Origin of the sequence: Salmonella sp. 32120201201600049SM, assembly GCF_017572835.1 — a bacterium.
GTDB lineage: Bacteria > Pseudomonadota > Gammaproteobacteria > Enterobacterales > Enterobacteriaceae > Salmonella > Salmonella enterica.
The window spans coordinates 260268-280909 of the sequence record NZ_JAGESA010000002.1 but is presented as its reverse complement, the minus strand read 5'-3'; the positions used below and the strand labels follow the sequence as shown (position 1 = coordinate 280909).

Below are 20642 nucleotides of genomic sequence, written 5' to 3'. Positions count from 1 at the left end.
GACGAGACACCATGAAAGGACGTTGGGCAAAATATGTGGCGACAGGCGTAATGCTGGCAATGCTGGCTGCCTGTTCATCAAAACCGACCGATCGCGGTCAGCAATATAAGGACGGGAAATTTACCCAGCCCTTCTCCCTGGTAAACCAGCCGGACGCGGTGGGCGCGCCGATTAATGCTGGTGACTTTGCCGAGCAGGTCAACCAGATCCGTTCCGCGTCGCCGCGTTTATACACCAATCAAAGCAACGTCTATAACGCTGTCCAGAACTGGTTACGTTCCGGAGGCGATACGCGCACTATGCGTCAGTTTGGTATCGATGCCTGGCAGATGGAAGGTACCGACAACTACGGTAACGTCCAGTTCACGGGCTACTATACGCCCGTCGTTCAGGCTCGCCATACGCGCCAGGGCGCGTTCCAGTACCCTATCTATAGTATGCCGCCAAAACGCGGACGCTTACCGTCCCGCGCCCAGATCTACGCAGGCGCGCTGAGCGATAAGTACATCCTGGCCTGGAGTAATTCGCTGATGGATAACTTTATTATGGATGTCCAGGGCAGCGGCTATATTGATTTCGGTGATGGTAGTCCGCTGAACTTCTTTAGTTATGCCGGTAAAAACGGCTGGCCTTATCGCAGTATTGGTAAAGTGCTTATCGATCGCGGTGAAGTGAAAAAAGAAGATATGTCAATGCAGGCTATACGCGAATGGGGAGAGAAGCACAGCGAAGCGGAAGTGCGTGAATTACTGGAGCAGAACCCGTCGTTCGTCTTCTTTAAGCCGCAATCTTTTGCGCCGGTCAAAGGCGCCAGCGCCGTACCGCTGATTGGGCGAGCATCCGTCGCCTCCGACCGCAGCATCATTCCGCCTGGCACGACCTTGTTGGCGGAAGTACCGTTGCTGGATAACAACGGTAAATTTAGCGGTCAGTATGAGCTACGTTTGATGGTCGCGCTGGATGTCGGCGGAGCGATTAAAGGCCAGCACTTTGATATTTACCAGGGGATTGGCCCGGATGCCGGGCATCGTGCCGGATGGTATAATCACTATGGTCGCGTCTGGGTGTTAAAAAGCGCGCCGGGCGCCGGTAACGTGTTTAGCGGCTGATTGTGGTATTCTGCGACAACCGGATTGCCCGATAACGCGATCGCTATCGGGCCTGAAAATAGTGAGCAGGGGTGAGGAATAACCTCACCTTTTTTTATTCTGAGGTCATATGTCAGTGGTGATAAGTGATGCCTGGCGCCAACGCTTTGGCGGCACCGCGCGTCTGTACGGTGAAAAAGCGCTGCAGCGGTTTGCTGAGGCGCATATCTGCGTCGTGGGAATCGGCGGGGTGGGATCATGGGCGGCAGAGGCGCTGGCGCGTACGGGCATCGGTGCGATTACGCTGATTGATATGGACGATGTCTGCGTGACCAATACGAACCGTCAGATCCATGCGTTGCGTGATAACGTCGGGTTGGCGAAAGCGGAAGTGATGGCCGAACGGATTCGGCAAATTAACCCGGAGTGCCGGGTAACGGTTATCGATGATTTCATCACGCCGGATAATGTGGCGGGTTATATGAGCGCGGGTTTTACCTATGTCATTGACGCCATTGACAGCGTTCGTCCAAAAGCCGCGCTGATTGCGTACTGTCGCCGATATAAGGTTCCTTTAGTGACCACTGGCGGCGCGGGCGGGCAGATCGATCCGACGCAAATCCAGGTCGCTGATTTGGCGAAAACCATCCAGGATCCGCTGGCGGCAAAACTGCGTGAGAGATTGAAACATAATTTTGGCGTAGTGAAGAACAGTAAAGGTAAGCTGGGCGTGGACTGCGTTTTTTCCACTGAAGCGCTGGTTTACCCACAGGCGGACGGTTCCGTATGCGCGATGAAAGCTACCGCAGAAGGGCCAAAACGGATGGATTGCGCCTCTGGCTTCGGCGCGGCGACGATGGTGACGGCAACGTTCGGTTTTGTCGCCGTTTCCCATGCGCTGAAGAAGATCATGGCTAAAGCGGCGCGACAAGAATAAAAGGACGGGGCGGAGTGTCACGCAGACGCGTATCCGGCCCTGCGCCCTTCGTTAGCGAAAGAAGCGCTGTACCCTGCCGAACACCGGTTTCAGACGGGCGCGGAGATAATGGGAATATAAATTTTCAGATATGCATAGAAACAACCCGAACCATACTGCACAAAAGCAGAGCAGTTCCGCGTAATTAATGTGCTCGCCAAATATCATAATGGCAAGTAAGAACTGTAAAGACGGCTCTATATATTGCGCCAGTCCGGTGACAATCAACGAGGTGTGATTTAACGCGATGGCAAATAATACCAGTGGAATGATCGTCACTGGCGCCGTCATGACATACAAAAAGAAAGGAGTATTAGCGGATATAATTGGTCCGCTATCGCTAAAGAGAAAAATTAATAGTGAGACAGGCAATGCCCATAATGTTTCAATCGTTATCGATGTCATCACATCATAATGTATAAACTTTCGCGCCAGGCCATATAGCGCAAATGATAATCCCATGGTTAGCGCCAGCGCCGGGAAATGCCGTAGCATGATAATTTGAAAAGTCAGGCCACAGACACCAGAAAAAACGGCGATGGCCTGAAACAACGACAGTTTTTCTTTAAGAAAAATGCATCCCAGCGCAATAACAAATAGCGGGTTGATAAAATAGCCGAGGCTGGCATCAAGTACCAGATGATGGGTTAGCGCATAAATAAAAGATGACCATGAGACAATCATCAAAAGTCCGGCGATCATGCAGAAGAAAAAAGATTTTTTATCTTTCCAGGCATCATGAAATCGCGTTCGCTGCCGAAATAACAATCTTACTGCCAGTAATAATGGAATTGACCAGAACACCCGGTATATCAATATTTGTGCGAGATTTCCCCCTGATAAATATTGATAATATAAAGGTGTTAACCCCCATAATATAAATGCCAGTACCACAAACATGGTACCGCTACGCAGATATTTTTCCACTTATCCATATCCTGTTATAACTTCACCCGATACGTATGAATTTTCCAGTTCACCTGCTACGCTACATCGAGTGGCTTTATTTACTCTAAAATCTTCACGCCGTTTTAACATGGATTCTAACATTGTAATTTCATTGTGATAGCTGATAAAAATCAAAAGAATGTTTATCAGGGAAATCTGACGCCGAAACTAATAAAGTGACTGGATTATTTTATCTGCATCGCCTGACCGCCGCGGACGGCACTGTCAGGCGACAGGATATTTACGCTATTTCAACGCTTATGCGTTGCGGCAACAATCGCTTCGCTCAGCGCGTTCAGCCCCTGACTGCGTGAGGCGCTAAGCTGGGCGCGTAAACCCAGCTCATCAAACAGCGCCAGCGGTGAACGAGCCTGTAATTCGGCGGCGTTTTTTCCTTCCACTGCGGTGAGCAATACCGCCAGCAGGCCGCGGACAATCCGCCCCTCACTGTCGCCGAAAAAGTGCATTGTTCCGTTATCTGATCGGGTAAAGCCCAGCCAGACACGATTCTCGCAGCCGGCTATCTCCTTCGCCTGCGCTTTGCATTCATCCGGCAGAGCGGGGAGCTGTTTTCCTAACAGAATCAACTGACGATATTTATCCTCCCACTGGGTCAGCGGGAGAAAGATAGCGCGTAACGTCTCTTCCGTTACCGTTGTGCCGAACGGGTGTCCGGTATAAAGAGGGTTTGTCATTAATCCACCAGCAGTTCCAGCGCGCGGTCAACGGCGTTAACCAACGCATCCACATCATGTTGGGTATTATACGGCGCAAAAGAGGCGCGCAGAGTCCCTGTGACGCCAAGTTCCGCCAGCAATGGCTGGGCGCAATGTTGCCCGGCCCGGAGCGCAATACCGTATTCCGCCAGCAGCGTCACCATATCGCCGTGGTGCACGCCGACAAAATCAAAGGCCAGCAGGCTGGAGTCCTGGCAGCGGAACGAACGAAAGCCCGGGCGTTTCGCCAGTGCGTCTTCCGCCAGCGTCGCCAGCCCCCGGCTCCAGTTTTCGGCCTGTTCAATATCGATATCGGACAGCCATTCCAGCGCAGCGCTCAGGCCGATGACCCCGGCGACGTTCGGCGTCCCCGCTTCCAGCTTCCAGGGAGCGCTTTGAGTGGTGAAGCCTTCAAAGCTAACGTCACGGATCATCTTGCCGCCGCCGAGCCAGGGCGACATCGCCTCAAGAAGCTCCGGCTTACCGTACAGCACGCCGATACCGGTCGGGCCATACAGTTTGTGAGCGGAAAAAGCATAAAAATCGATATCAAGCTGCTGAACATCCGCCGGGAAGTGTACCGCGCCTTGCGCGCCATCTACCATCACGACCATTCCCGCTGCGTGAGCGGCGCTGATAGCGCTTGCGAGATCCGGGCAGCCGCCCGTTACGTTCGACATTTGCCCCAGCGCCAGAATGCGGCTGCGCGACGTGATCAGTTCCGGCAGACGCTCAACATCAGGAAGACGCCGGTCATTAAGCGGCAGTTTTATGACCTGCGCGCCGGTTTGTTGCGCCACCATCAGCCAGGGCACAAGGTTGGCGTGATGCTCGGCGACGCTAACGATAATTTCATCGCCGGGACGCAGACGAGGACGGGCGTAACACTGCGCCACCATGTTGATCGCTTCGGTGGTGCCGCGTGTCCAGACGATACTTTTTTCATCGGGCGCGTTTAACAGTCGCGCTGCTTTTGCTCTGGCCGCTTCATATTGCGCCGTCAGGCGCTGCGCCTGCGCAAACTGGCTACGATGAACGTTACCGGCGCTCAAACAATAAAACTGGTGCGTGGCGTCAATGACTGCCTGTGGCTTTAATGCCGTAGCGGCGCTATCGAGATAAACACCCGCATCGGCTAGCGCGGGAAACTGCGCGCGAAACTGCGTGGGATTAAAAGCGTTCATGATATTCCTCGGTTCAGTTTACCGATCGTGGCGTAAAAGCGCGGCTGATACAAGGTTTGTCCTAACCATCGGAATCGTCTGTATATCCTGGCGAATTATGTAAAGGAGGTTATGCTGAATAATGTTAGGCGAATGTTTAAGCCTGTTACGGAGTCCGCTTTAAATAGCACAAACAGCTTTAAGGAGAAGAAGATGAAAAAGACTGCCGCAATTATCTCTGCATGTATGCTGACTTTTGCCCTGAGCGCCTGTTCCGGTCCTAATTACGTTATGCACACCAATGATGGACGTAGCATTGTGACCGACGGTAAACCCCAGACCGATAACGATACCGGTATGATTTCGTATAAAGACGCTAATGGCAACAAACAGCAGATCAATCGTACTGACGTGAAAGAGATGGTGGCTCTGGAAAACTAACCGTTTGTTATACAAAAAAAAGCACCGCAATATGGCGGTGCTACATTAATCACTATGGACAGACAGGGTAAATGTACAGGAAGTGAAAAAGGGTAGTCTCGCTACCGTGGTCTGAATCGCAGACCAATTGCAAACACAACAACACAACATCACAACCGTAAGCCAAAAGCCCATCAGAACACGCATTCCGATAAAACTTTTCGTTCCGGCTCAGGAAGTGCCGCCACTATAGGTATTTGCTGGTAGAACCTCAACGGACAATTTATAATGTCTCAGATTAAAAAAACTAATAGGTTACATGTTGTTACCTATTTGTTAAATTCATTCGACATTAAGTCCAGAGGCCATGTCAAAACGATTACCTCCTTTAAATGCGTTACGCGTTTTTGATGCTGCCGCGCGCCATTTGAGCTTTACACGAGCAGCGGAAGAACTTTTTGTGACGCAGGCCGCAGTAAGCCACCAAATTAAGTCACTTGAGGATTTTTTGGGGCTAAAACTGTTCCGCCGCCGCAATCGTTCGCTGCTGCTGACGGAAGAAGGCCAAAGCTATTTTCTCGACATTAAAGAGATATTTTCCCAGCTCACGGAAGCAACGCGTAAGCTCCAGGCGCGCAGTGCCAAAGGGGCGCTGACGGTGAGTTTACCGCCCAGTTTTGCCATCCAGTGGCTGGTGCCCAGACTCTCCAGCTTTAACTCAGCTTATCCGGGAATTGACGTTCGGATACAAGCCGTTGACCGTCAGGAGGATAAACTGGCAGACGATGTCGATGTCGCGATTTTTTATGGCCGGGGAAACTGGCCGGGCTTGCGCGTCGAAAAATTATACGCAGAATATTTACTGCCCGTCTGTTCTCCTTTATTGCTCACAGGCGAAAAACCGTTAAAAACGCCGGAAGATCTGGCGAAACACACGTTATTGCACGATGCCTCCCGGCGTGACTGGCAGGCCTATACTCGTCAGTTAGGGCTCAACCATATTAACGTTCAGCAAGGGCCGATATTTAGCCACAGCGCGATGGTGCTACAGGCCGCTATTCACGGACAGGGGATCGCGCTGGCGAATAATGTTATGGCGCAGTCGGAAATTGAAGCCGGGCGACTGGTGTGTCCATTTAACGATGTTCTGGTGAGTAAGAATGCTTTTTATCTGGTTTGTCATGACAGCCAGGCAGAACTGGGTAAAATAGCCGCCTTCCGTCAGTGGATTTTGGCGAAGGCGGCGACGGAGCAAGAAAAATTCCGTTTTCGTTACGAACAATAATTAACTTAGGGTATGACCATGACCAGCCGTTTTATGCTGATTGTCGCCGCTATCAGCGGTTTTATTTACGTTGCTCTGGGCGCGTTCGGGGCGCATGTTTTGAGTAAAACCCTGGGCGTGGTTGAAATGGGCTGGATTCAGACCGGCCTGCAATATCAGGCGTTCCATACGCTGGCGATCTTTGGCCTGGCGGTGGCGATGCAGCGCCGTATCAGCATCTGGTTTTACTGGAGCAGCGTTTTTCTGGCGCTGGGCACGGTGCTGTTTAGCGGCAGCCTGTACTGCCTTGCGCTTTCGCATCTGCGCCTGTGGGCGTATATCACGCCTGTCGGCGGCGTCAGTTTCCTGGTGGGCTGGGCGCTATTGCTGATTGGCGCTATTCGTATGAAACGTAAGGGCGCGAGCCATGAATAAAGTTGTATTGCTCTGCCGTCCGGGGTTTGAAAAAGAGTGCGCTGCAGAAATTACCGATAAAGCGGGAAAACGGGAAATATTTGGTTTTGCACGCGTAAAAGAGAACGCAGGCTATGTCATTTATGAATGCTATCAGCCGGAAGATGGCGAAAAGCTGATTTCAGAACTGCCGTTCAGTTCGTTGATTTTCGCCCGCCAGTGGTTTGTGGTGGGTGAACTGCTGCAACATTTACCGCCGGAAGACAGAATTACGCCGATTGTCGGCATGTTGCAGGGCGTAGTGGAAAAGGGCGGCGAGCTGCGGGTTGAAGTCGCCGACACCAATGAAAGTAAAGAACTGATGAAGTTCTGCCGCAAATTTACGGTACCGCTGCGCGCGGCTTTGCGTGATGCGGGCGTATTGACGAATTATGAAACGCCGAAGCGTCCGGTCGTTCATGTCTTTTTTATCGCGCCAGGATGTTGCTATACCGGTTATTCGTTCGCGCATAACAATTCACCGTTTTATATGGGCATCCCGCGTTTGAAGTTTCCGTCTGATGCGCCGAGCCGCTCAACGCTGAAACTGGAAGAGGCGCTCCACGTTTTCATCCCGGAAGATGAGTGGGATGAACGTCTGGCGAACGGCATGTATGCGGTGGATTTGGGCGCCTGTCCCGGCGGATGGACGTACCAGTTAGTGAAGCGCAATATGTGGGTCTACTCCGTAGATAACGGCCCGATGGCGCAAAGCCTGATGGACACCGGACAGGTGACCTGGTTGCGTGAGGATGGCTTCAGGTACCGTCCGAACCGGAATAATATTTCATGGATGGTCTGCGATATGGTGGAGAAGCCGGCCAAAGTCACCGCGTTAATGGCGCAGTGGCTGGTGAACGGCTGGTGTCGGGAGACGATTTTTAACCTTAAACTGCCGATGAAAAAACGCTATGAAGAGGTGTCGCATAACCTGGCGTATCTTCAGGCGCAGTTGGATGAGCACGGCGTTAATGCGCAGATCCAGGCGCGTCAGCTTTATCACGATCGCGAAGAAGTGACGGTACACGTGCGTCGGTTGTGGGCGGCTGTTGGCGGACGTCGCGACGAGCGATAAAAACGCGTTGCCGTCGTCCGGCGCGTCATCAGCGCCGGATGACGCACGCTTATCCGGTCTACGATTGCGGCGCATCTGAAACAATATGCGTCACGTCATCCAGATGGCCGATGCGCGCCTCTCCTGAACGATTAAATTTACTTTTATCAATCAATAATAAAGACTGCGAGGCGCGCCTGAGCAGGATAGATTTAAAATCGGCGTTGATCGCATTGGAGTCCCACAGATCGCCGCCGCCGTCGATCCCCTCACAGGAAAAGATGAACAGATCGATATCAAGCGATTTTAGCTGTGAGATAAGCGACGGATTAACATAACAGCCATATTTACGTTCAAGCTGGCCGCCGGAACTTATCAGCGCAATGCGTTCGCGTTTTCCCAGCTCCTGACAGATAGGATGGCTATTGGTAAAAACCTGAATGGGAATATCCGGCAACTGGCGGGCCAGATACCAGCAGGTTGAACTGGCATCCAGCGCAATCGTCATTCCTTCTTCTATCCACGCTAACGCTTCACGGGCAATATCGGCTTTGTGCGCATAATGGCTTTTCAGGCGGATATGGAATGGATCGCCGCTGTCCTGATTTTCACGATGAATATATTTAGCTCGTCCGTGATTACGCAGCACTTTTCCCTGCGTCTGTAGTTCACTGAGATCGCGGCGGATGGTCTCTTTACTGACGTTAAGCCGGGTGGCCAGCGCTTCGGTGGTCAGACTTTTATGATTGATCAGCAGATCGACTATCGCTTGTTGGCGTGCCGCTTTCATTTTTCTCACCCCATCATTCGATGAACGCCCGCGTCATGCGGGCGCACCGGCAAGAGATTACGGCGTTACCCCTTTTTTTAAAAGAATATTTCCGTACTTCGCGCACTCACCTGTGATAACGATCGCAAACGCTTTTTGCGCCCGCTCATAAAACGCATAACGGTCGATACGAACGATATCCGGGCACGGCGCTTCTAATGACAAGGCATCGCGATAGCGCGCTTCAACGCTGGGGTCGAGCGTGTCGCCTTCCACGGCGGCCATCATTACCAGCGGCGGGGCGTAGCTATCCAGCTCAAAGAGCGGAATAATTGCCCGCAGTAGATCGCTGACGCTAAGACCATCGGCGCGAATCACCTGTGGGCCCAGGCTATGCGCGGGAAAGTGAGCGTCGGAAAAAATGATTTCGTCCCCGTGGCCCATCTCGGCCAGCACTTTGAGCAGTGTCGGGGAAATTAACGGTGAAATGGTTTTTAGCATTTCATACTCCCTCAATAATTTCAGGTTCGGTTTGCGGCCAGAAATAGCGATACTGATAATTGACCTGCGCGCGCGCCTGTTCCGGGCTACTAAATTCGCCTACGCCGTACCAGCCAAACATGGCAGCGCCGGCCACGGTGGTTTCCGCGTCGTCCAGCACTTTGATAGGGATATCAAGCTGATTCGCTTTAATTTGATTCCACAAAGCGTTGCGACTGCCGCCGCCAACCAGTAACAGTTCTGTGGCGTTAAAATGACCGATTTTCTCCAGCGTGCGCAGATTACGCTGCAGTTGCGCCGTCAGGCCTTCCAGCGCGGCGCGATAGAAATGGCCGCGGGTGGTATTGAGCGTCACGCCCTGCCAGCCTGCATTTTGGCAGGCGAGCAGATCGCACTGCATCCGTACGCCTTCCGCGCCAGCGGGAATAGCGCGCGCTTCGTCGATCAGCGTTTGCCATGGTGTTTCCGGCGTCCACAGCAGTTTTCGTACCCATTCGAGTACGCCGGAGGCCAGCCACTGCATTCCGGGGTTATAAAGCCCCGACTGACTGTCCAGTTCACAGGTCGAGCCTGGATACTGACTGAGCAGCGAGGTATCCACCTGACCGCTGCGCACCATCAGAATCTCCCAGGTTCCGGAGGAGAGCACCGGTTCACCTTGCTGCGCGCCAGCGCCGAATAACGCGAACTGAGTATCGTGTCCGGCAGAGATCACCGGCACACCCGCCGGGAGACCGAGTAGCCTGGCCGCGTCTGTCTGTAGCGTGCCTATCTGGGCGCCTGCTTCCACGATACGCGGGAACAGGCGGCGCGCCAGGCCCGTCGCCTGCAAGATTTCCGGACTAAAGTCGCGCTGATGGATATCCAGGAGCTGGCTGGTGCCTGCCATAGTGATATCGGTTGTAAACTCGCCGGTCAGACGGTGGTTAATCAGCGACGAGATAAACAGCCAGCAGTGAGCTTGTTCCAGCAGGCGCGGATGATTCTCTTTAAGCCAGACCAGTTTATACAGCGTGTTAAAGCTGAACGCGCCAACGCCGGAGAGCGTCTGCAATTGCCGGGGCGAGATAAAGCGCTCAATCGTTTCCATCACGGCGGCGGTTCGCGGGCATTTCCAACTGATGACCGGGTAGAGCAGCTTACCCTGCGCATCGACCAGCGCGCCATCGACGCCGAAAGTAGTCACCGTAATACCGCGAACAACACACTCCGACAGGGCGCTGGAGAGTGACCTGCAGCAGTCGGCGAAACGTTGCAGGATGGCGTCCAGCGACCACTGATGCCAGGCGCTATTTTCTGCGGCAATGTCGCTGGCGTTAGCGGTTGAGGCGCGGGCGACAATTTTCCCCTGGCGATCAACGGCGATCGCCCGAACGTTAGTCGCACCGCAGTCGAGAACCAGGATAACGTCTTGTTTCATAGATAACTCCATAAACGCCGCCCGATGGCGCTACGCTTATCCGGCCTACGGTTCACGCGCCCGTAGGCCCGGTAAGCCTGCGCCACCGGGCTAAGCCGCATTAACGTTTATACAGCGGGCCATAATTCTGGCAGGCGCGATAATCCTGGCCTTCGATATCCATACCGTGAGCCGCCCAGGCGGAAGGACGGTAGATCTTCGCCTCCTCCACGTTGTGCATACATACCGGGATACGCAGCATCGCGGCGAGAGTAATAAAGTCCGCCCCTACATGGCCGATGGTGAGTACGCCGTGGTTAGCGCCCCAGTTCGCCATCACCGAATAGACATCGGTAAACGGGCCTTTGCCGGTAAGACGCGGCGCAAACCAGGTAGTAGGCCAGGTAGAGTTGGTGCGGGCATCAAGCTGATCGTGCATCGCTTTCGGCAGTTCGACGCTCCAGCCCTCGGCGATTTGCAGTACTGGCCCCAGGCCTTTGATGATATTCACGCGGGTCATGGTGAATGGTACGCCGCCTTCGGTCAGGAAACGGGATGAGTAGCCGCCGCCGCGGAAGTATTCGTGAATCGCCGGGCACCATTCGGTGGCCGCCAGACACGCATCCGCCTCTTGTTGGCTGATTTCCCAGTGCGGTTTCATGGTCGGCTTGCCTTCGCTGTCGCGCTGTTTACAGGCACCGTCCAGAGCGGCAGAACCGGAGTTAATCAGGTGAATAATGCCGTGCTCCGCCAGTCCGCTGAGCGCCTGGCCGGTGACGCGTTCTACGGCTTCCGGCGACCAGTAGGTTCGTACGTCGGCGAATATCTGCGCGGTACCAGTGAGTTGATGGCCAAACAGCATCGCTACGCCGTTCAGACTGTCATTTTCGGTGGCGACGACAAACGGTTCGCGTACGCCGTTCCAGTCAAAAGAGCTATTGAGCAGCGCTTCGGCGGTATCGCCATTCGGGTATTGATCGGTCCAGTGGCGCTGGCCCTGAAAGCCGGCGGCAATGGCGTTGTAGCCCAGCGATTCTTCAACTAACCCTTTGTCCGCCAGCGTCTTGTTGCCCTGCATCATATCGCGAATACACATCGCCATCAGCAGGCTCTCTTTTAGCACCGCGCGGTTCTGGGCTTCATTGCGCTTATACTGCGAGGCGTTCTGATCTTCGCCGTAGCGGAAGTTTTTATCCGCCCACGCCAGCGCCATCTCCAGTTCGGCCTCATCATAAATTTTTTGATCGATACGGCGGCGCAGTTCGGTCATATCTACCGCTTGCACCTTCATGCCCAGCCAGGATTCAAAGAAGTTATGATCGACAATGGAACCCGCGATCCCCATCGACACGCCGCCGACGGAGAGGTAGCTTTTGCCTTTCATACTGGCTACCGCTAACCCTGCCCGCGCAAAACGCAGCAGTTTTTCTTCGACGTCGGCAGGAATGGAGGTATCGTCGGCATCCTGCACGTCATGGCCATAAATGGAGAACGCTGGAATGCCTTTCTGGCTGTGCGCCGCCAGCGCCGCGGCAAGGTAAACCGCCCCAGGACGCTCTGTGCCGTTAAAGCCCCAGATGGCTTTCGGACGCATCGGGTCCATATCAATGGTTTCGCTGCCATAGCACCAGCACGGCGTAACGGTAATGGTCACGCCCACGTTCTGGCTGCTGAATTTTTCTTCACAGGCGGCGGATTCCGCCATTCCGGCAATACAGGTATCCGCAATGACGCACTCCACCTGAGCCCCGCAGGCGTGGCGGATTTTCTCGGTGATGAGCGCCGCCGTCGCTTTCGCCATGTTCATGGTTTGCTCTTCGAGCGACTCGCGTACGCCCATACGACGTCCATCAATCACCGGGCGGATACCGATTTTCGGTAAGCTGATTTTTTTCATGACAGATTCCTCACGTTATTCGGATAAATGTTCAGTTTGTCGCCGCTTGTGAACGGAAACGGGCAAAAATGAAGATGACGGCAAAGCACAATGCCGGAACCAGTTCGGCGGTCGGGATTTTGCCTGCGGCGTCGCTAACGAAGCCCATTACTGGCGTGACAATACCGCCGCCAATAATGGTCATGACGATAAAAGACGAGCCGTACTTAGTGTCCTGTCCCAGATTTTTGATACCCAACGAGAAGATGGTCGGGTACTGGATTGACATAAATGCGCTACACAACGTCAGCGCCAGCAGGCCGATATGTCCGCCGCTAAAGGCGGAAATCAGACACAGGAGCATGGCAAGCAGGGCGTAGGCGGCCAGCACTTTATGCGGCGCGAAGCGGCTGATAAGCCAGGTCCCGGTGAAACGGCCGATAAAGAAGCACACCATCGTGCCGGTCAGGTAATTGGCGGCGAAACCGGGTGTCATTCCAGGGATCTCCTCAATGGCGTAGCGGATCAGATAGCTCCAGCAGGCGGTTTGCGCCCCCACGTAGCAGAACTGCGCCAGCACCGCCCAGCGCCAGTGGCGGATACGGATGAGTCGGGAGAGAGAAGATAAGAAAGAGCTTTGTTTAGCATCGCTATGATCGTCACTTTGCAGGGCCGGAAATTTGGTCAGCATAATCAGCAGCGCAACTACTAATACGATGGCGACGATAATCATGTATGGCGTTTGTACCGATAACACCAGGCTGTGTTTATAGGCGCTAAGCTGATCCGGCGTCATTTTATCAAGCGCTTCTTGCGATTGATGCGGCACGTTAGACAAAATAAGGCTTTGCCCAAACACAACGGCGATAATAGCGCCAAAGGAGTTAAAAGTTTGCGCCAGATTAAGCCGGAAATGTCCGCCGCTTTCTGGACCTAATACCGTAACAAAAGGGTTGGCTGCAGTTTCAAGGCAGCCCAAACCGGCGGCGATGATAAACAGGCCAATTAAAAATAATGTGTAATTCATTATCTCGGCGGCAGGCCAGAATAATGCGGCGCCAACAGCATACAAAAAAAGCCCGGTGATAATCCCTGCTTTATAACTGAGTTTTTTCATCAGAATCCCAGCAGGAATTGGAATGACGAAATAACCGAAATAAAACGCTGACTGAATAAGCCCGGCCTGGAAGTTAGTTAGCGTAAAAGCTTGTTGAAACTGCGGTAATAAAATGTCATTCAGATTATTGGCGACGGCCCACAGAAAAAATAGCGAGCAAAGTAAGGCGAATGGAATAATGTAGCGCTTGCTCTTGCTTTGCTCTGCATCCACAGCACGAAAACTCTGTGTTTGTATTGTTGTGTTTCCCATAGCATCCTCATCGGTTCAGAAGCTTTTGCGTGCGGTCGGTTCTGGTCACCAGACCGTAAAATTAGGTGAGTTCGCTTTTCTTACCGGTAATAAATTGGCGTCCGGAATGAACTCATGGAGTCATTTTCAAATAAAAAAGGCCTTTTAATATGATGGCGGTCACATTTATACCTGAGAGCAGAGCGTTCTGTGATTATCATCACTTTAATTTCCATAAAAAAATGACCGTTTGAGATGTTTAATTTAAAAAACCACAGACTGAATGCCCGAATTAAATTATTGCCACGAAAACGGGCAGTAGTAACTTATTCTTCATTTTTGCCCGTTTTAAAAAATATTATTAAGAGCGGGCATTTATCGGCGAGAGAAACGGTAGTCGTCTGGTTTATCGTGGCGAATTAATTGATGTGAATCACAAAATATCGTTATTTAAATTCCCTTCTCTTTATTCAGTATGATGATAGTTGCTAACTATTCGATTATTTCAACAGGACAGCAGCGCGATGCGAAAGGCGGTTTTGTTGTCTCATTTTGAATCACAGAGAGAGGTAAATAATGGAACGAAATAGACTGGCGCGGCAGATTATTGATACCTGTCTGGAAATGACGCGGTTAGGGTTAAATCAGGGGACGGCAGGTAACGTGAGCGTACGTTATCAGGGCGGAATGCTGATTACGCCGACGGGGATCCCCTACGAGAAGCTGACAGAGTCGCACATTGTCTTTATTGATGCTGACGGTCAGCATGAGCAGGGCAAGCTGCCTTCCAGCGAGTGGCGTTTTCATATGGCGGCATACCAGACGCGCCCTGACGCCAATGCCGTGGTACATAACCACGCTGTCCATTGTACGGCAGTCTCGATCCTGAATCGCCCGATTCCGGCGATTCACTACATGATTGCCGCCGCAGGAGGAAACTCTATTCCCTGCGCGCCCTACGCCACTTTTGGCACCCGCGAACTTTCTGACCATGTTGCCGTGGCGCTTAAAAATCGTAAAGCGACGCTGTTACAGCATCACGGGCTTATCGCTTGTGAAGAAAATTTAGACAAAGCGTTGTGGCTGGCGCATGAAGTGGAAGTGCTGGCGCAGCTCTATTTAAGTACGCTGGCCATTGTCGATCCGGTACCGGTACTGGATGACGAGGCGATCGCTATCGTACTGGAGAAATTTAAAACTTACGGATTACGTATTGAAGAGTGATGTCAGGAGACAGGCGATGGCGAACAGAATGATTCTGAATGAAACGGCATGGTTTGGCCGGGGAGCGGTGGACGCATTAACCGATGAGGTGACGCGCCGCGGTTATCATAAAGCGCTGATTGTTACCGATAAAACGCTGGTGCAATGCGGTGTGGTCGATAAAGTGACAAGCAGAATGGATGCCGCAGGGCTGGCGTGGGAGATCTATGCGGGCGTGATCCCTAATCCTACGATTTCCGTTGTCCAGGAAGGGCTTAAGGTCTTTACCCAAAGTGGCGCGGACTATCTCATCGCCATTGGCGGCGGTTCTCCGCAGGATACCTGCAAAGCGATCGGTATTATCAGTAACAATCCGGAATTTGCCGATGTGCGCAGTCTGGAAGGGCTATCGCCGACCCGTAAACCCAGCGTGCCGATTATGGCGATCCCGACAACGGCGGGAACCGCGGCGGAAGTCACTATCAATTATGTGATTACCGATGAAGAGAAACGGCGCAAATTCGTTTGTGTCGATCCGCATGATATTCCGCAGGCGGCATTTATCGATGCCGATATGATGGACGGTATGCCACCCGCGCTGAAAGCGGCAACGGGCGTGGATGCGCTAACCCATGCTATTGAAGGCTATATTACCCGGGCCGCATGGGCGCTGACGGATGCATTACATATCAAAGCCATTGAGATTATTGCGGGTGCGCTGCGCGGCGCCGTGGCCGGAGAAAAAGAGGCCGGTGAGGCAATGGCGCTGGGGCAATACGTTGCCGGGATGGGGTTTTCCAATGTGGGGCTGGGGCTGGTGCATGGGATGGCGCATCCGCTGGGCGCGTTTTACAACACGCCGCACGGCGTCGCGAATGCTATTTTGCTTCCGCATGTGATGCGTTTCAATGCCGGGTCTACCAACGAGAAATTCCGTGATATCGCCCGGGCGATGGGGGTGAAGGTAGAAGGATTGAGCCTTGAAGAGGCGCGTAATGCCGCAGTGGAAGCCGTATTTACGCTAAATCGCGATGTGGGAATTCCGCTGCATTTGCGTGATGTCGGCGTTCGAAAAGAGGATATCCCGGCGCTGGCGCAGGCGGCGTTCGATGATGTCTGTACGGGCGGCAATCCGCGTGAAGCGAGTCTGGCGGACATTGTCGAACTGTATCATACCGCCTGGTAATTTTGCCGGATGGCGCTGCGCTTATCCGCTCTACATTTCGTGCAGTTCTGTAGGCCGGATAAGGCGTTCACGCCGCCATCCGGCAACAAAACTACCGTACCAGCCGTAGCTGCTGTAAGTTTCCGTCGATATGTAAATCGGTTTGCAGACGTGCAATATCGCGGCAAAGAAATGCCATTTCTTTATGCGTCTCAAGCTTTTTGCGCCACTTTTCCGGCACCTCGTCCAGATGGGTGTAAATTCCCTCCAGATTTTGAAACTGAACCAACAGCTGGGTCGCGCTTTTAGGGCCGATACCGGCAACGCCGGGGACTTTCGAACTACTGATTCCTGCCAGACCCCAGTAATCCGGCAACTGCCGGGGAAGTACGCCAAACTCTTTTTCAATAAACGGCGCGTCCAGCCAGCGTTTCTGGAAGTAGTCGCGAATGCGCAATCCCGGAGAGAGCAACTGGCAATAGCCTTTATCGGTTGACACAATGGTTGCCTGGTGTCCGGCTTCGGTAACTTTTAGCGCCAGCGTCGCCGCCAGATCGTCCGCTTCGTTACCGTCTGATGCCCAACAGCGTACGCCGCGCTGTTCAAATGCGGCGCGTAGGGCGGGCATTTCATTATGTAAATCGTTAGGCATCGGCGGACGTCCTGCTTTGTAGTCCGGCAAACGCTGATGACGCCAGCCGCTACTGCGCGCGTCGTCATCAAATACCGCTACGGCATGGGTTGGCTGGCTGTGAATAATCAATTGATCGAGCGCGTGTTGGCAGGTTTCCACACAGGGCGATCCCTGAACGGCGTGAATACGGCGAATCAAATTGAGCGCGTCGACGATAAGCAGATGAGCAGCCACGGTGTTCTCCCTTACAAACCTGCGCGTAGGGTAACATTCACGGCGGGGGGAGGCGAGCATTGCGAAATAGCGCTATCCGTAGGCCTGATAAGCGAAGCGACATCAGGCAACAAAGCCGGATGGCGACGAGCGCCTTATCCGGCCTACAGATCCTAAAATGTGCTGAGAATTAATCGCAGGTAACGATCTTCATCGCCAGGCCGCCGCGCGAAGTTTCGCGGTACTTAGCGTTCATGTCTTTACCGGTTTCGTACATGGTCTCAATCACTTTATCGAGGCATACGCGCGGTTCGCTGGTACGGCGCAGCGCCATACGCGCGGCGTTGACCGCTTTGACTGAAGCAATTGCGTTACGCTCAATGCAGGGAACCTGTACCTGACCGGCAACCGGATCGCAAGTTAACCCCAGATTGTGCTCCATGGCGATTTCTGCGGCGATACACACCTGCGCCGGACTACCGCCCAGCAGCTCGGCCAGACCCGCTGCCGCCATGGAACAGGCCACGCCGACCTCTCCCTGACAACCCACTTCGGCGCCGGAAATAGAGGCGTTCATCTTATACAGCGAGCCAATCGCGCTGGCGACCAGCATATAGCGAGCAAGTGAGTTAGCATTTACTTCGCGGATAAACTTGTCATAGTACGCCAGCACCGCCGGCACAATACCACATGCGCCGTTAGTCGGCGCAGTGACTACTCGTCCGCCTGCGGCATTCTCTTCGTTCACTGCCAGCGCGAACATATTGATCCAGTCGACGACCGCCATCGGATCGGTGGTGGTCTTATCCTGACTGACCAGCACCCGACGCAGCGCCGCCGCGCGACGCGGAACGCGCAGTTTGCCCGGCAATACGCCCTCGGTGGTGATACCGCGCTCAATACCGCTGCGCATTACCTCCCAGACCCTGGCGAAGTGCTGCTCCAGCGCTTCTTTACTGTGCAGAGCCAGTTCGTTTTGCATCATCAGACCGGAGAGCGACAAACCCGTCTCCTGGCAGTGGCGCTGTAAATCCGCGGCGGTTTTGTAAGGGTACGGTACGTTAACGGGTTCGCTATTCGTCAAACCAAAGTGCTCTTCATCGACGATAAAGCCGCCGCCGATGGAGTAGTAGGTTTGGCTGTAGAGCACCTTATCGCCCGCAAGCGCGGTAATACGCATCCCGTTCTCATGCAGAGACAGGTTGTCGGCGTGGAAATTCATGCACTTATCGACCGGAAATTCGACTTCATGCTGCCCATTGGCCAGTAGTAAACGCCCATGGGTGTTCACATCCTGGATAAAGGACGGAATGGCGTCGATATCGACGGTGTCCGGCAGATTCCCCGCCAGGCCCATAATAATGGCGATATCAGTGTGGTGGCCTTTACCCGTCAATGACAGAGAGCCGTAGACATCCACCACGACGCGGGTGACATCTGTAAGAATATGGCGGGCAATCAGATCGTCCGTGAACTGCTTGCCTGCTTTCATTGGTCCGACGGTGTGAGAACTGGAAGGGCCAATGCCGATTTTAAAAATATCGAATACGCTAATCATAGGGCATCCATTGCGGTTGTATCATAGAGAAGCGCCGCGGTAAGCGGCGCTAAAGGACTTAGCTGAACAGTGAGTAGAAAATAGCGGAGATGGCAATCAGGCCCATAATCACAACGAATACGTTGCTGATATGACCGCTGTACTTACGCATTGCCGGTACTTTCTGGATGGCATACATCGGCATCAGGAACAGAATCATCGCGATGATCGGGCCGCCCAGGGTTTCAATCATGCCCAGGATGCTGGGGTTCAGCGTCGCCACAATCCAGGTGGTGACCAGCATGAACAGCGCGGTAATTTTATTCAGTTTGTTGATTTCGATGGATTTACCTTTACCACGCAGCGATTTAATCACCATCCCGTTAAAGCCTTCACGCGCGCCCAGGTAGTGGCCGAGGAAGGATTTGGTGATAGCAATCATCGCAATGATCGGCGCCATCCAGGCGATGATCGGCGCGTTAAAGTGGTTCGCCAGGTAAGACAGAATAGAGATGTTCTGCTCTTTTGCCGCTGCCAGATCTGCCGGCGTCAGGCTCAGCACGCAGCTGAAGACGAAGAACATCACGGTCAGCACCATCATGATGTGGGCGAAGGCCAGAATTTTAGAACATTTCTTCTCAGCGCCTTCACCGTACTCTTCACGCTTCGCAACCGCGAAGGAGGAGATGATCGGGGAGTGGTTGAAAGAGAAAACCATCACCGGAATCGCCAGCCACAGCGTCATCCACAGACCGTTACCGGTAGACGCGGCGGAATCAAAGGACAGAGTTTCCAGCGCCGCGCCGTTCCACTGCGGGATCAGGTACAAGGCCAGCAGCATCAGCGCAGCGACGAACGGGAATACCAGGATACTCATCGCCTTAACGATCATTTGCTCGCCGAAGCGCACGATGGTCATCATGCCAACAATCAGGATCAGGGAAAGAATCGCCCGCGGCGGCGGATTAATCGCTAACTGGTGGGTCAGGAAGCTTTCCACGGTATTAGTAATCGCCACGCTGTAAACCAGCAGGATGGGGTAAATCGCGAAGAAGTAAAGCAGGGTAATCAGTTTACCTGCGCCGATACCGAAGTGTTCCTCAACGACTTCAGTGATGTCTTCACCCGGATTTTTACCGGACAGCACGAAGCGGGTTAAACCACGGTGTGCGAAAAAGGTCATCGGGAAAGCGAGAATCGCCATGATGATGAGCGGAATCATGCCGCCGACGCCTGCGTTGATCGGCAGGAACAGAACGCCCGCGCCGATAGCCGTGCCGTAAAGGCCCAGCATCCACATGGTATCCGTTTTGCGCCATGCGCTTCGAGAGTCAATCGAAGCAATCGTGCTGGTCTGAGTGGTTTCCATCTATTTCTCCTGGAGGATGCTAAAAATCAGGTTGCTGGTCTAATCCAATGAAAAAAGACCTGATCGTAAAATGAAATCTGCTTAGGGACGCTTTTTATATAATTTTTCGCCGTAATAATTTTCGGGCGGAAAGATACATTTAAGTGATGAATCTATCAGTGATCCCGATCTCAAATGCAATAATCCGCTTCTTACATGGATAAATTTGGACCATTAATCTATTAAAAAAACGTCATAACGAATTTCCGGGCGCGAAGGCTACCATTAACGATATAAGGCCGGAAAGATTGGGGCGCAAGATACGGAGGTTTGACTATAAAAATCAAGGTTTTTAGTGGATTCTGGCGAAGAATAAGAGTTTGGACCGATAAATCACGGTAAGAGGAGTGAGGTAAACGTTTGCCTGACAATCTATTTATGATGAATTATAAATGGTGTTTATAAAACAATGCGGGCTATGCCTCTGATGATCATCATAAAAAATGAAGGCATACGTTAATTGCCATACCGCAATGAAAGGAATGGGAGAAGCGCCCGGCTGCTGGC

General features: G+C 53.0%; 19 protein-coding genes. 8 read left to right on the top strand and 11 right to left on the bottom strand.

Annotated elements, in window-relative coordinates:
* The first annotated feature begins 11 nt into the window (after nt 1-11).
* Complete coding sequence (gene mltA, locus J4650_RS07320; RefSeq protein ID WP_000678626.1) at nt 12-1109, top strand: murein transglycosylase A; 1098 nt, start codon at nt 12-14, stop codon at nt 1107-1109.
* Nucleotides 1110-1218: 109 nt separating this feature from the next.
* Nucleotides 1219-2025 carry a tRNA cyclic N6-threonylcarbamoyladenosine(37) synthase TcdA gene (tcdA, locus tag J4650_RS07315; protein WP_000117750.1) on the top strand — a complete coding sequence of 269 codons (807 nt, stop codon included), beginning with the start codon at nt 1219-1221 and terminating at the stop codon, nt 2023-2025.
* A 51-nt stretch (nt 2026-2076) separates the two neighbouring features.
* Here the strand turns inward: tcdA and rarD are convergent, their stop codons facing one another.
* The 3 genes from rarD to csdA all read right to left on the bottom strand — a co-directional run bounded on the left by rarD (nt 2077) and on the right by csdA (nt 4912).
* Nucleotides 2077-2964 (bottom strand): EamA family transporter RarD, encoded by an 888-nt coding sequence (gene rarD / locus J4650_RS07310; protein WP_077248417.1) that lies wholly within the window; start codon nt 2962-2964, stop codon nt 2077-2079.
* Nucleotides 2965-3263: 299 nt separating this feature from the next.
* Nucleotides 3264-3707, bottom strand: coding sequence for a cysteine desulfurase sulfur acceptor subunit CsdE (csdE, locus tag J4650_RS07305; RefSeq protein ID WP_000184199.1), 444 nt, complete (start codon nt 3705-3707; stop codon nt 3264-3266).
* Nucleotides 3707-4912 (bottom strand): cysteine desulfurase CsdA, encoded by a 1206-nt coding sequence (gene csdA / locus J4650_RS07300; RefSeq protein ID WP_000991053.1) that lies wholly within the window; start codon nt 4910-4912, stop codon nt 3707-3709. Before csdA ends, csdE begins: the two co-directional genes overlap by 1 nt.
* A 192-nt stretch (nt 4913-5104) precedes the next feature.
* On the opposite strand from csdA, the gene J4650_RS07295 reads away from it, so the two are divergent.
* The 4 genes from J4650_RS07295 (at nt 5105) to rlmM (ending at nt 8103) form a co-directional block, all read left to right on the top strand.
* A complete protein-coding gene (locus J4650_RS07295; protein WP_000750393.1) occupies nt 5105-5332 on the top strand; it encodes a YgdI/YgdR family lipoprotein in 228 nt (75 codons plus the stop codon).
* 346 nt (nt 5333-5678) lie between these two features.
* Nucleotides 5679-6596 carry a glycine cleavage system transcriptional regulator GcvA gene (gcvA, locus tag J4650_RS07290; RefSeq protein ID WP_000044409.1) on the top strand — a complete coding sequence of 306 codons (918 nt, stop codon included), beginning with the start codon at nt 5679-5681 and terminating at the stop codon, nt 6594-6596.
* Between the two features lie 18 nt (nt 6597-6614).
* Nucleotides 6615-7010, top strand: a complete 396-nt coding sequence (locus J4650_RS07285; protein WP_000203913.1) for a DUF423 domain-containing protein — start codon at nt 6615-6617, stop codon at nt 7008-7010.
* Nucleotides 7003-8103, top strand: coding sequence for a 23S rRNA (cytidine(2498)-2'-O)-methyltransferase RlmM (rlmM, locus tag J4650_RS07280; RefSeq protein ID WP_001045494.1), 1101 nt, complete (start codon nt 7003-7005; stop codon nt 8101-8103). Before J4650_RS07285 ends, rlmM begins: the two co-directional genes overlap by 8 nt.
* A gap of 58 nt (nt 8104-8161) precedes the next feature.
* On the opposite strand, the gene fucR is transcribed toward rlmM, so the two are convergent.
* The 5 genes from fucR to fucP form a co-directional block, all read right to left on the bottom strand.
* The gene (gene fucR / locus J4650_RS07275) at nt 8162-8872 is read right to left on the bottom strand and encodes an L-fucose operon activator (protein ID WP_000642330.1); all 711 of its coding nucleotides are present in this window, start codon (nt 8870-8872) and stop codon (nt 8162-8164) included.
* 57 nt (nt 8873-8929) lie between these two features.
* Complete coding sequence (fucU, locus tag J4650_RS07270; protein ID WP_000920848.1) at nt 8930-9352, bottom strand: L-fucose mutarotase; 423 nt, start codon at nt 9350-9352, stop codon at nt 8930-8932.
* A gap of 1 nt (nt 9353) precedes the next feature.
* Nucleotides 9354-10772, bottom strand: coding sequence for an L-fuculokinase (gene fucK, locus J4650_RS07265; RefSeq protein ID WP_000806785.1), 1419 nt, complete (start codon nt 10770-10772; stop codon nt 9354-9356).
* 100 nt (nt 10773-10872) lie between these two features.
* Complete coding sequence (fucI, locus tag J4650_RS07260) at nt 10873-12648, bottom strand: L-fucose isomerase (RefSeq protein WP_000724126.1); 1776 nt, start codon at nt 12646-12648, stop codon at nt 10873-10875.
* A 31-nt stretch (nt 12649-12679) separates the two neighbouring features.
* Nucleotides 12680-13996 carry an L-fucose:H+ symporter permease gene (fucP, locus tag J4650_RS07255; RefSeq protein WP_000528625.1) on the bottom strand — a complete coding sequence of 439 codons (1317 nt, stop codon included), beginning with the start codon at nt 13994-13996 and terminating at the stop codon, nt 12680-12682.
* 555 nt (nt 13997-14551) lie between these two features.
* Here fucP and fucA point away from each other — a divergent pair.
* Together fucA and fucO are read left to right on the top strand one after the other, a co-directional pair.
* Complete coding sequence (gene fucA / locus J4650_RS07250) at nt 14552-15199, top strand: L-fuculose-phosphate aldolase (RefSeq protein WP_000440828.1); 648 nt, start codon at nt 14552-14554, stop codon at nt 15197-15199.
* 16 nt (nt 15200-15215) lie between these two features.
* Nucleotides 15216-16364 (top strand): lactaldehyde reductase, encoded by a 1149-nt coding sequence (fucO, locus tag J4650_RS07245; protein ID WP_000013565.1) that lies wholly within the window; start codon nt 15216-15218, stop codon nt 16362-16364.
* A gap of 91 nt (nt 16365-16455) precedes the next feature.
* On the opposite strand, the gene xni is transcribed toward fucO, so the two are convergent.
* The 3 genes from xni to sdaC all read right to left on the bottom strand — a co-directional run bounded on the left by xni (nt 16456) and on the right by sdaC (nt 20096).
* Nucleotides 16456-17211 (bottom strand): flap endonuclease Xni, encoded by a 756-nt coding sequence (xni, locus tag J4650_RS07240; RefSeq protein ID WP_023993970.1) that lies wholly within the window; start codon nt 17209-17211, stop codon nt 16456-16458.
* Between the two features lie 169 nt (nt 17212-17380).
* Nucleotides 17381-18748 (bottom strand): L-serine ammonia-lyase II, encoded by a 1368-nt coding sequence (sdaB, locus tag J4650_RS07235; RefSeq protein ID WP_000626384.1) that lies wholly within the window; start codon nt 18746-18748, stop codon nt 17381-17383.
* 58 nt (nt 18749-18806) lie between these two features.
* A complete protein-coding gene (gene sdaC, locus J4650_RS07230) occupies nt 18807-20096 on the bottom strand; it encodes an HAAAP family serine/threonine permease SdaC (protein ID WP_000450462.1) in 1290 nt (429 codons plus the stop codon).
* Nucleotides 20097-20642: the final 546 nt, after the last annotated feature.

Bases quoted from the DNA above. Each gene is read 5' to 3' on its own strand.
- tcdA (WP_000117750.1), top strand. From the start codon at position 1,219: ATGTCAGTGGTGATAAGTGATGCCTGGCGCCAACGCTTTGGCGGCACC.
- fucP (WP_000528625.1), bottom strand. From the start codon at position 13,996: ATGGGAAACACAACAATACAAACACAGAGTTTTCGTGCTGTGGATGCA.
- fucU (WP_000920848.1), bottom strand. From the start codon at position 9,352: ATGCTAAAAACCATTTCACCGTTAATTTCCCCGACACTGCTCAAAGTG.
- J4650_RS07285 (WP_000203913.1), top strand. From the start codon at position 6,615: ATGACCAGCCGTTTTATGCTGATTGTCGCCGCTATCAGCGGTTTTATT.
- csdE (WP_000184199.1), bottom strand. From the start codon at position 3,707: ATGACAAACCCTCTTTATACCGGACACCCGTTCGGCACAACGGTAACG.
- sdaC (WP_000450462.1), bottom strand. From the start codon at position 20,096: ATGGAAACCACTCAGACCAGCACGATTGCTTCGATTGACTCTCGAAGC.
- J4650_RS07295 (WP_000750393.1), top strand. From the start codon at position 5,105: ATGAAAAAGACTGCCGCAATTATCTCTGCATGTATGCTGACTTTTGCC.
- fucI (WP_000724126.1), bottom strand. From the start codon at position 12,648: ATGAAAAAAATCAGCTTACCGAAAATCGGTATCCGCCCGGTGATTGAT.
- rlmM (WP_001045494.1), top strand. From the start codon at position 7,003: ATGAATAAAGTTGTATTGCTCTGCCGTCCGGGGTTTGAAAAAGAGTGC.
- fucK (WP_000806785.1), bottom strand. From the start codon at position 10,772: ATGAAACAAGACGTTATCCTGGTTCTCGACTGCGGTGCGACTAACGTT.
- fucA (WP_000440828.1), top strand. From the start codon at position 14,552: ATGGAACGAAATAGACTGGCGCGGCAGATTATTGATACCTGTCTGGAA.
- fucR (WP_000642330.1), bottom strand. From the start codon at position 8,872: ATGAAAGCGGCACGCCAACAAGCGATAGTCGATCTGCTGATCAATCAT.
- gcvA (WP_000044409.1), top strand. From the start codon at position 5,679: ATGTCAAAACGATTACCTCCTTTAAATGCGTTACGCGTTTTTGATGCT.
- rarD (WP_077248417.1), bottom strand. From the start codon at position 2,964: ATGTTTGTGGTACTGGCATTTATATTATGGGGGTTAACACCTTTATAT.
- fucO (WP_000013565.1), top strand. From the start codon at position 15,216: ATGGCGAACAGAATGATTCTGAATGAAACGGCATGGTTTGGCCGGGGA.
- sdaB (WP_000626384.1), bottom strand. From the start codon at position 18,748: ATGATTAGCGTATTCGATATTTTTAAAATCGGCATTGGCCCTTCCAGT.
- csdA (WP_000991053.1), bottom strand. From the start codon at position 4,912: ATGAACGCTTTTAATCCCACGCAGTTTCGCGCGCAGTTTCCCGCGCTA.
- mltA (WP_000678626.1), top strand. From the start codon at position 12: ATGAAAGGACGTTGGGCAAAATATGTGGCGACAGGCGTAATGCTGGCA.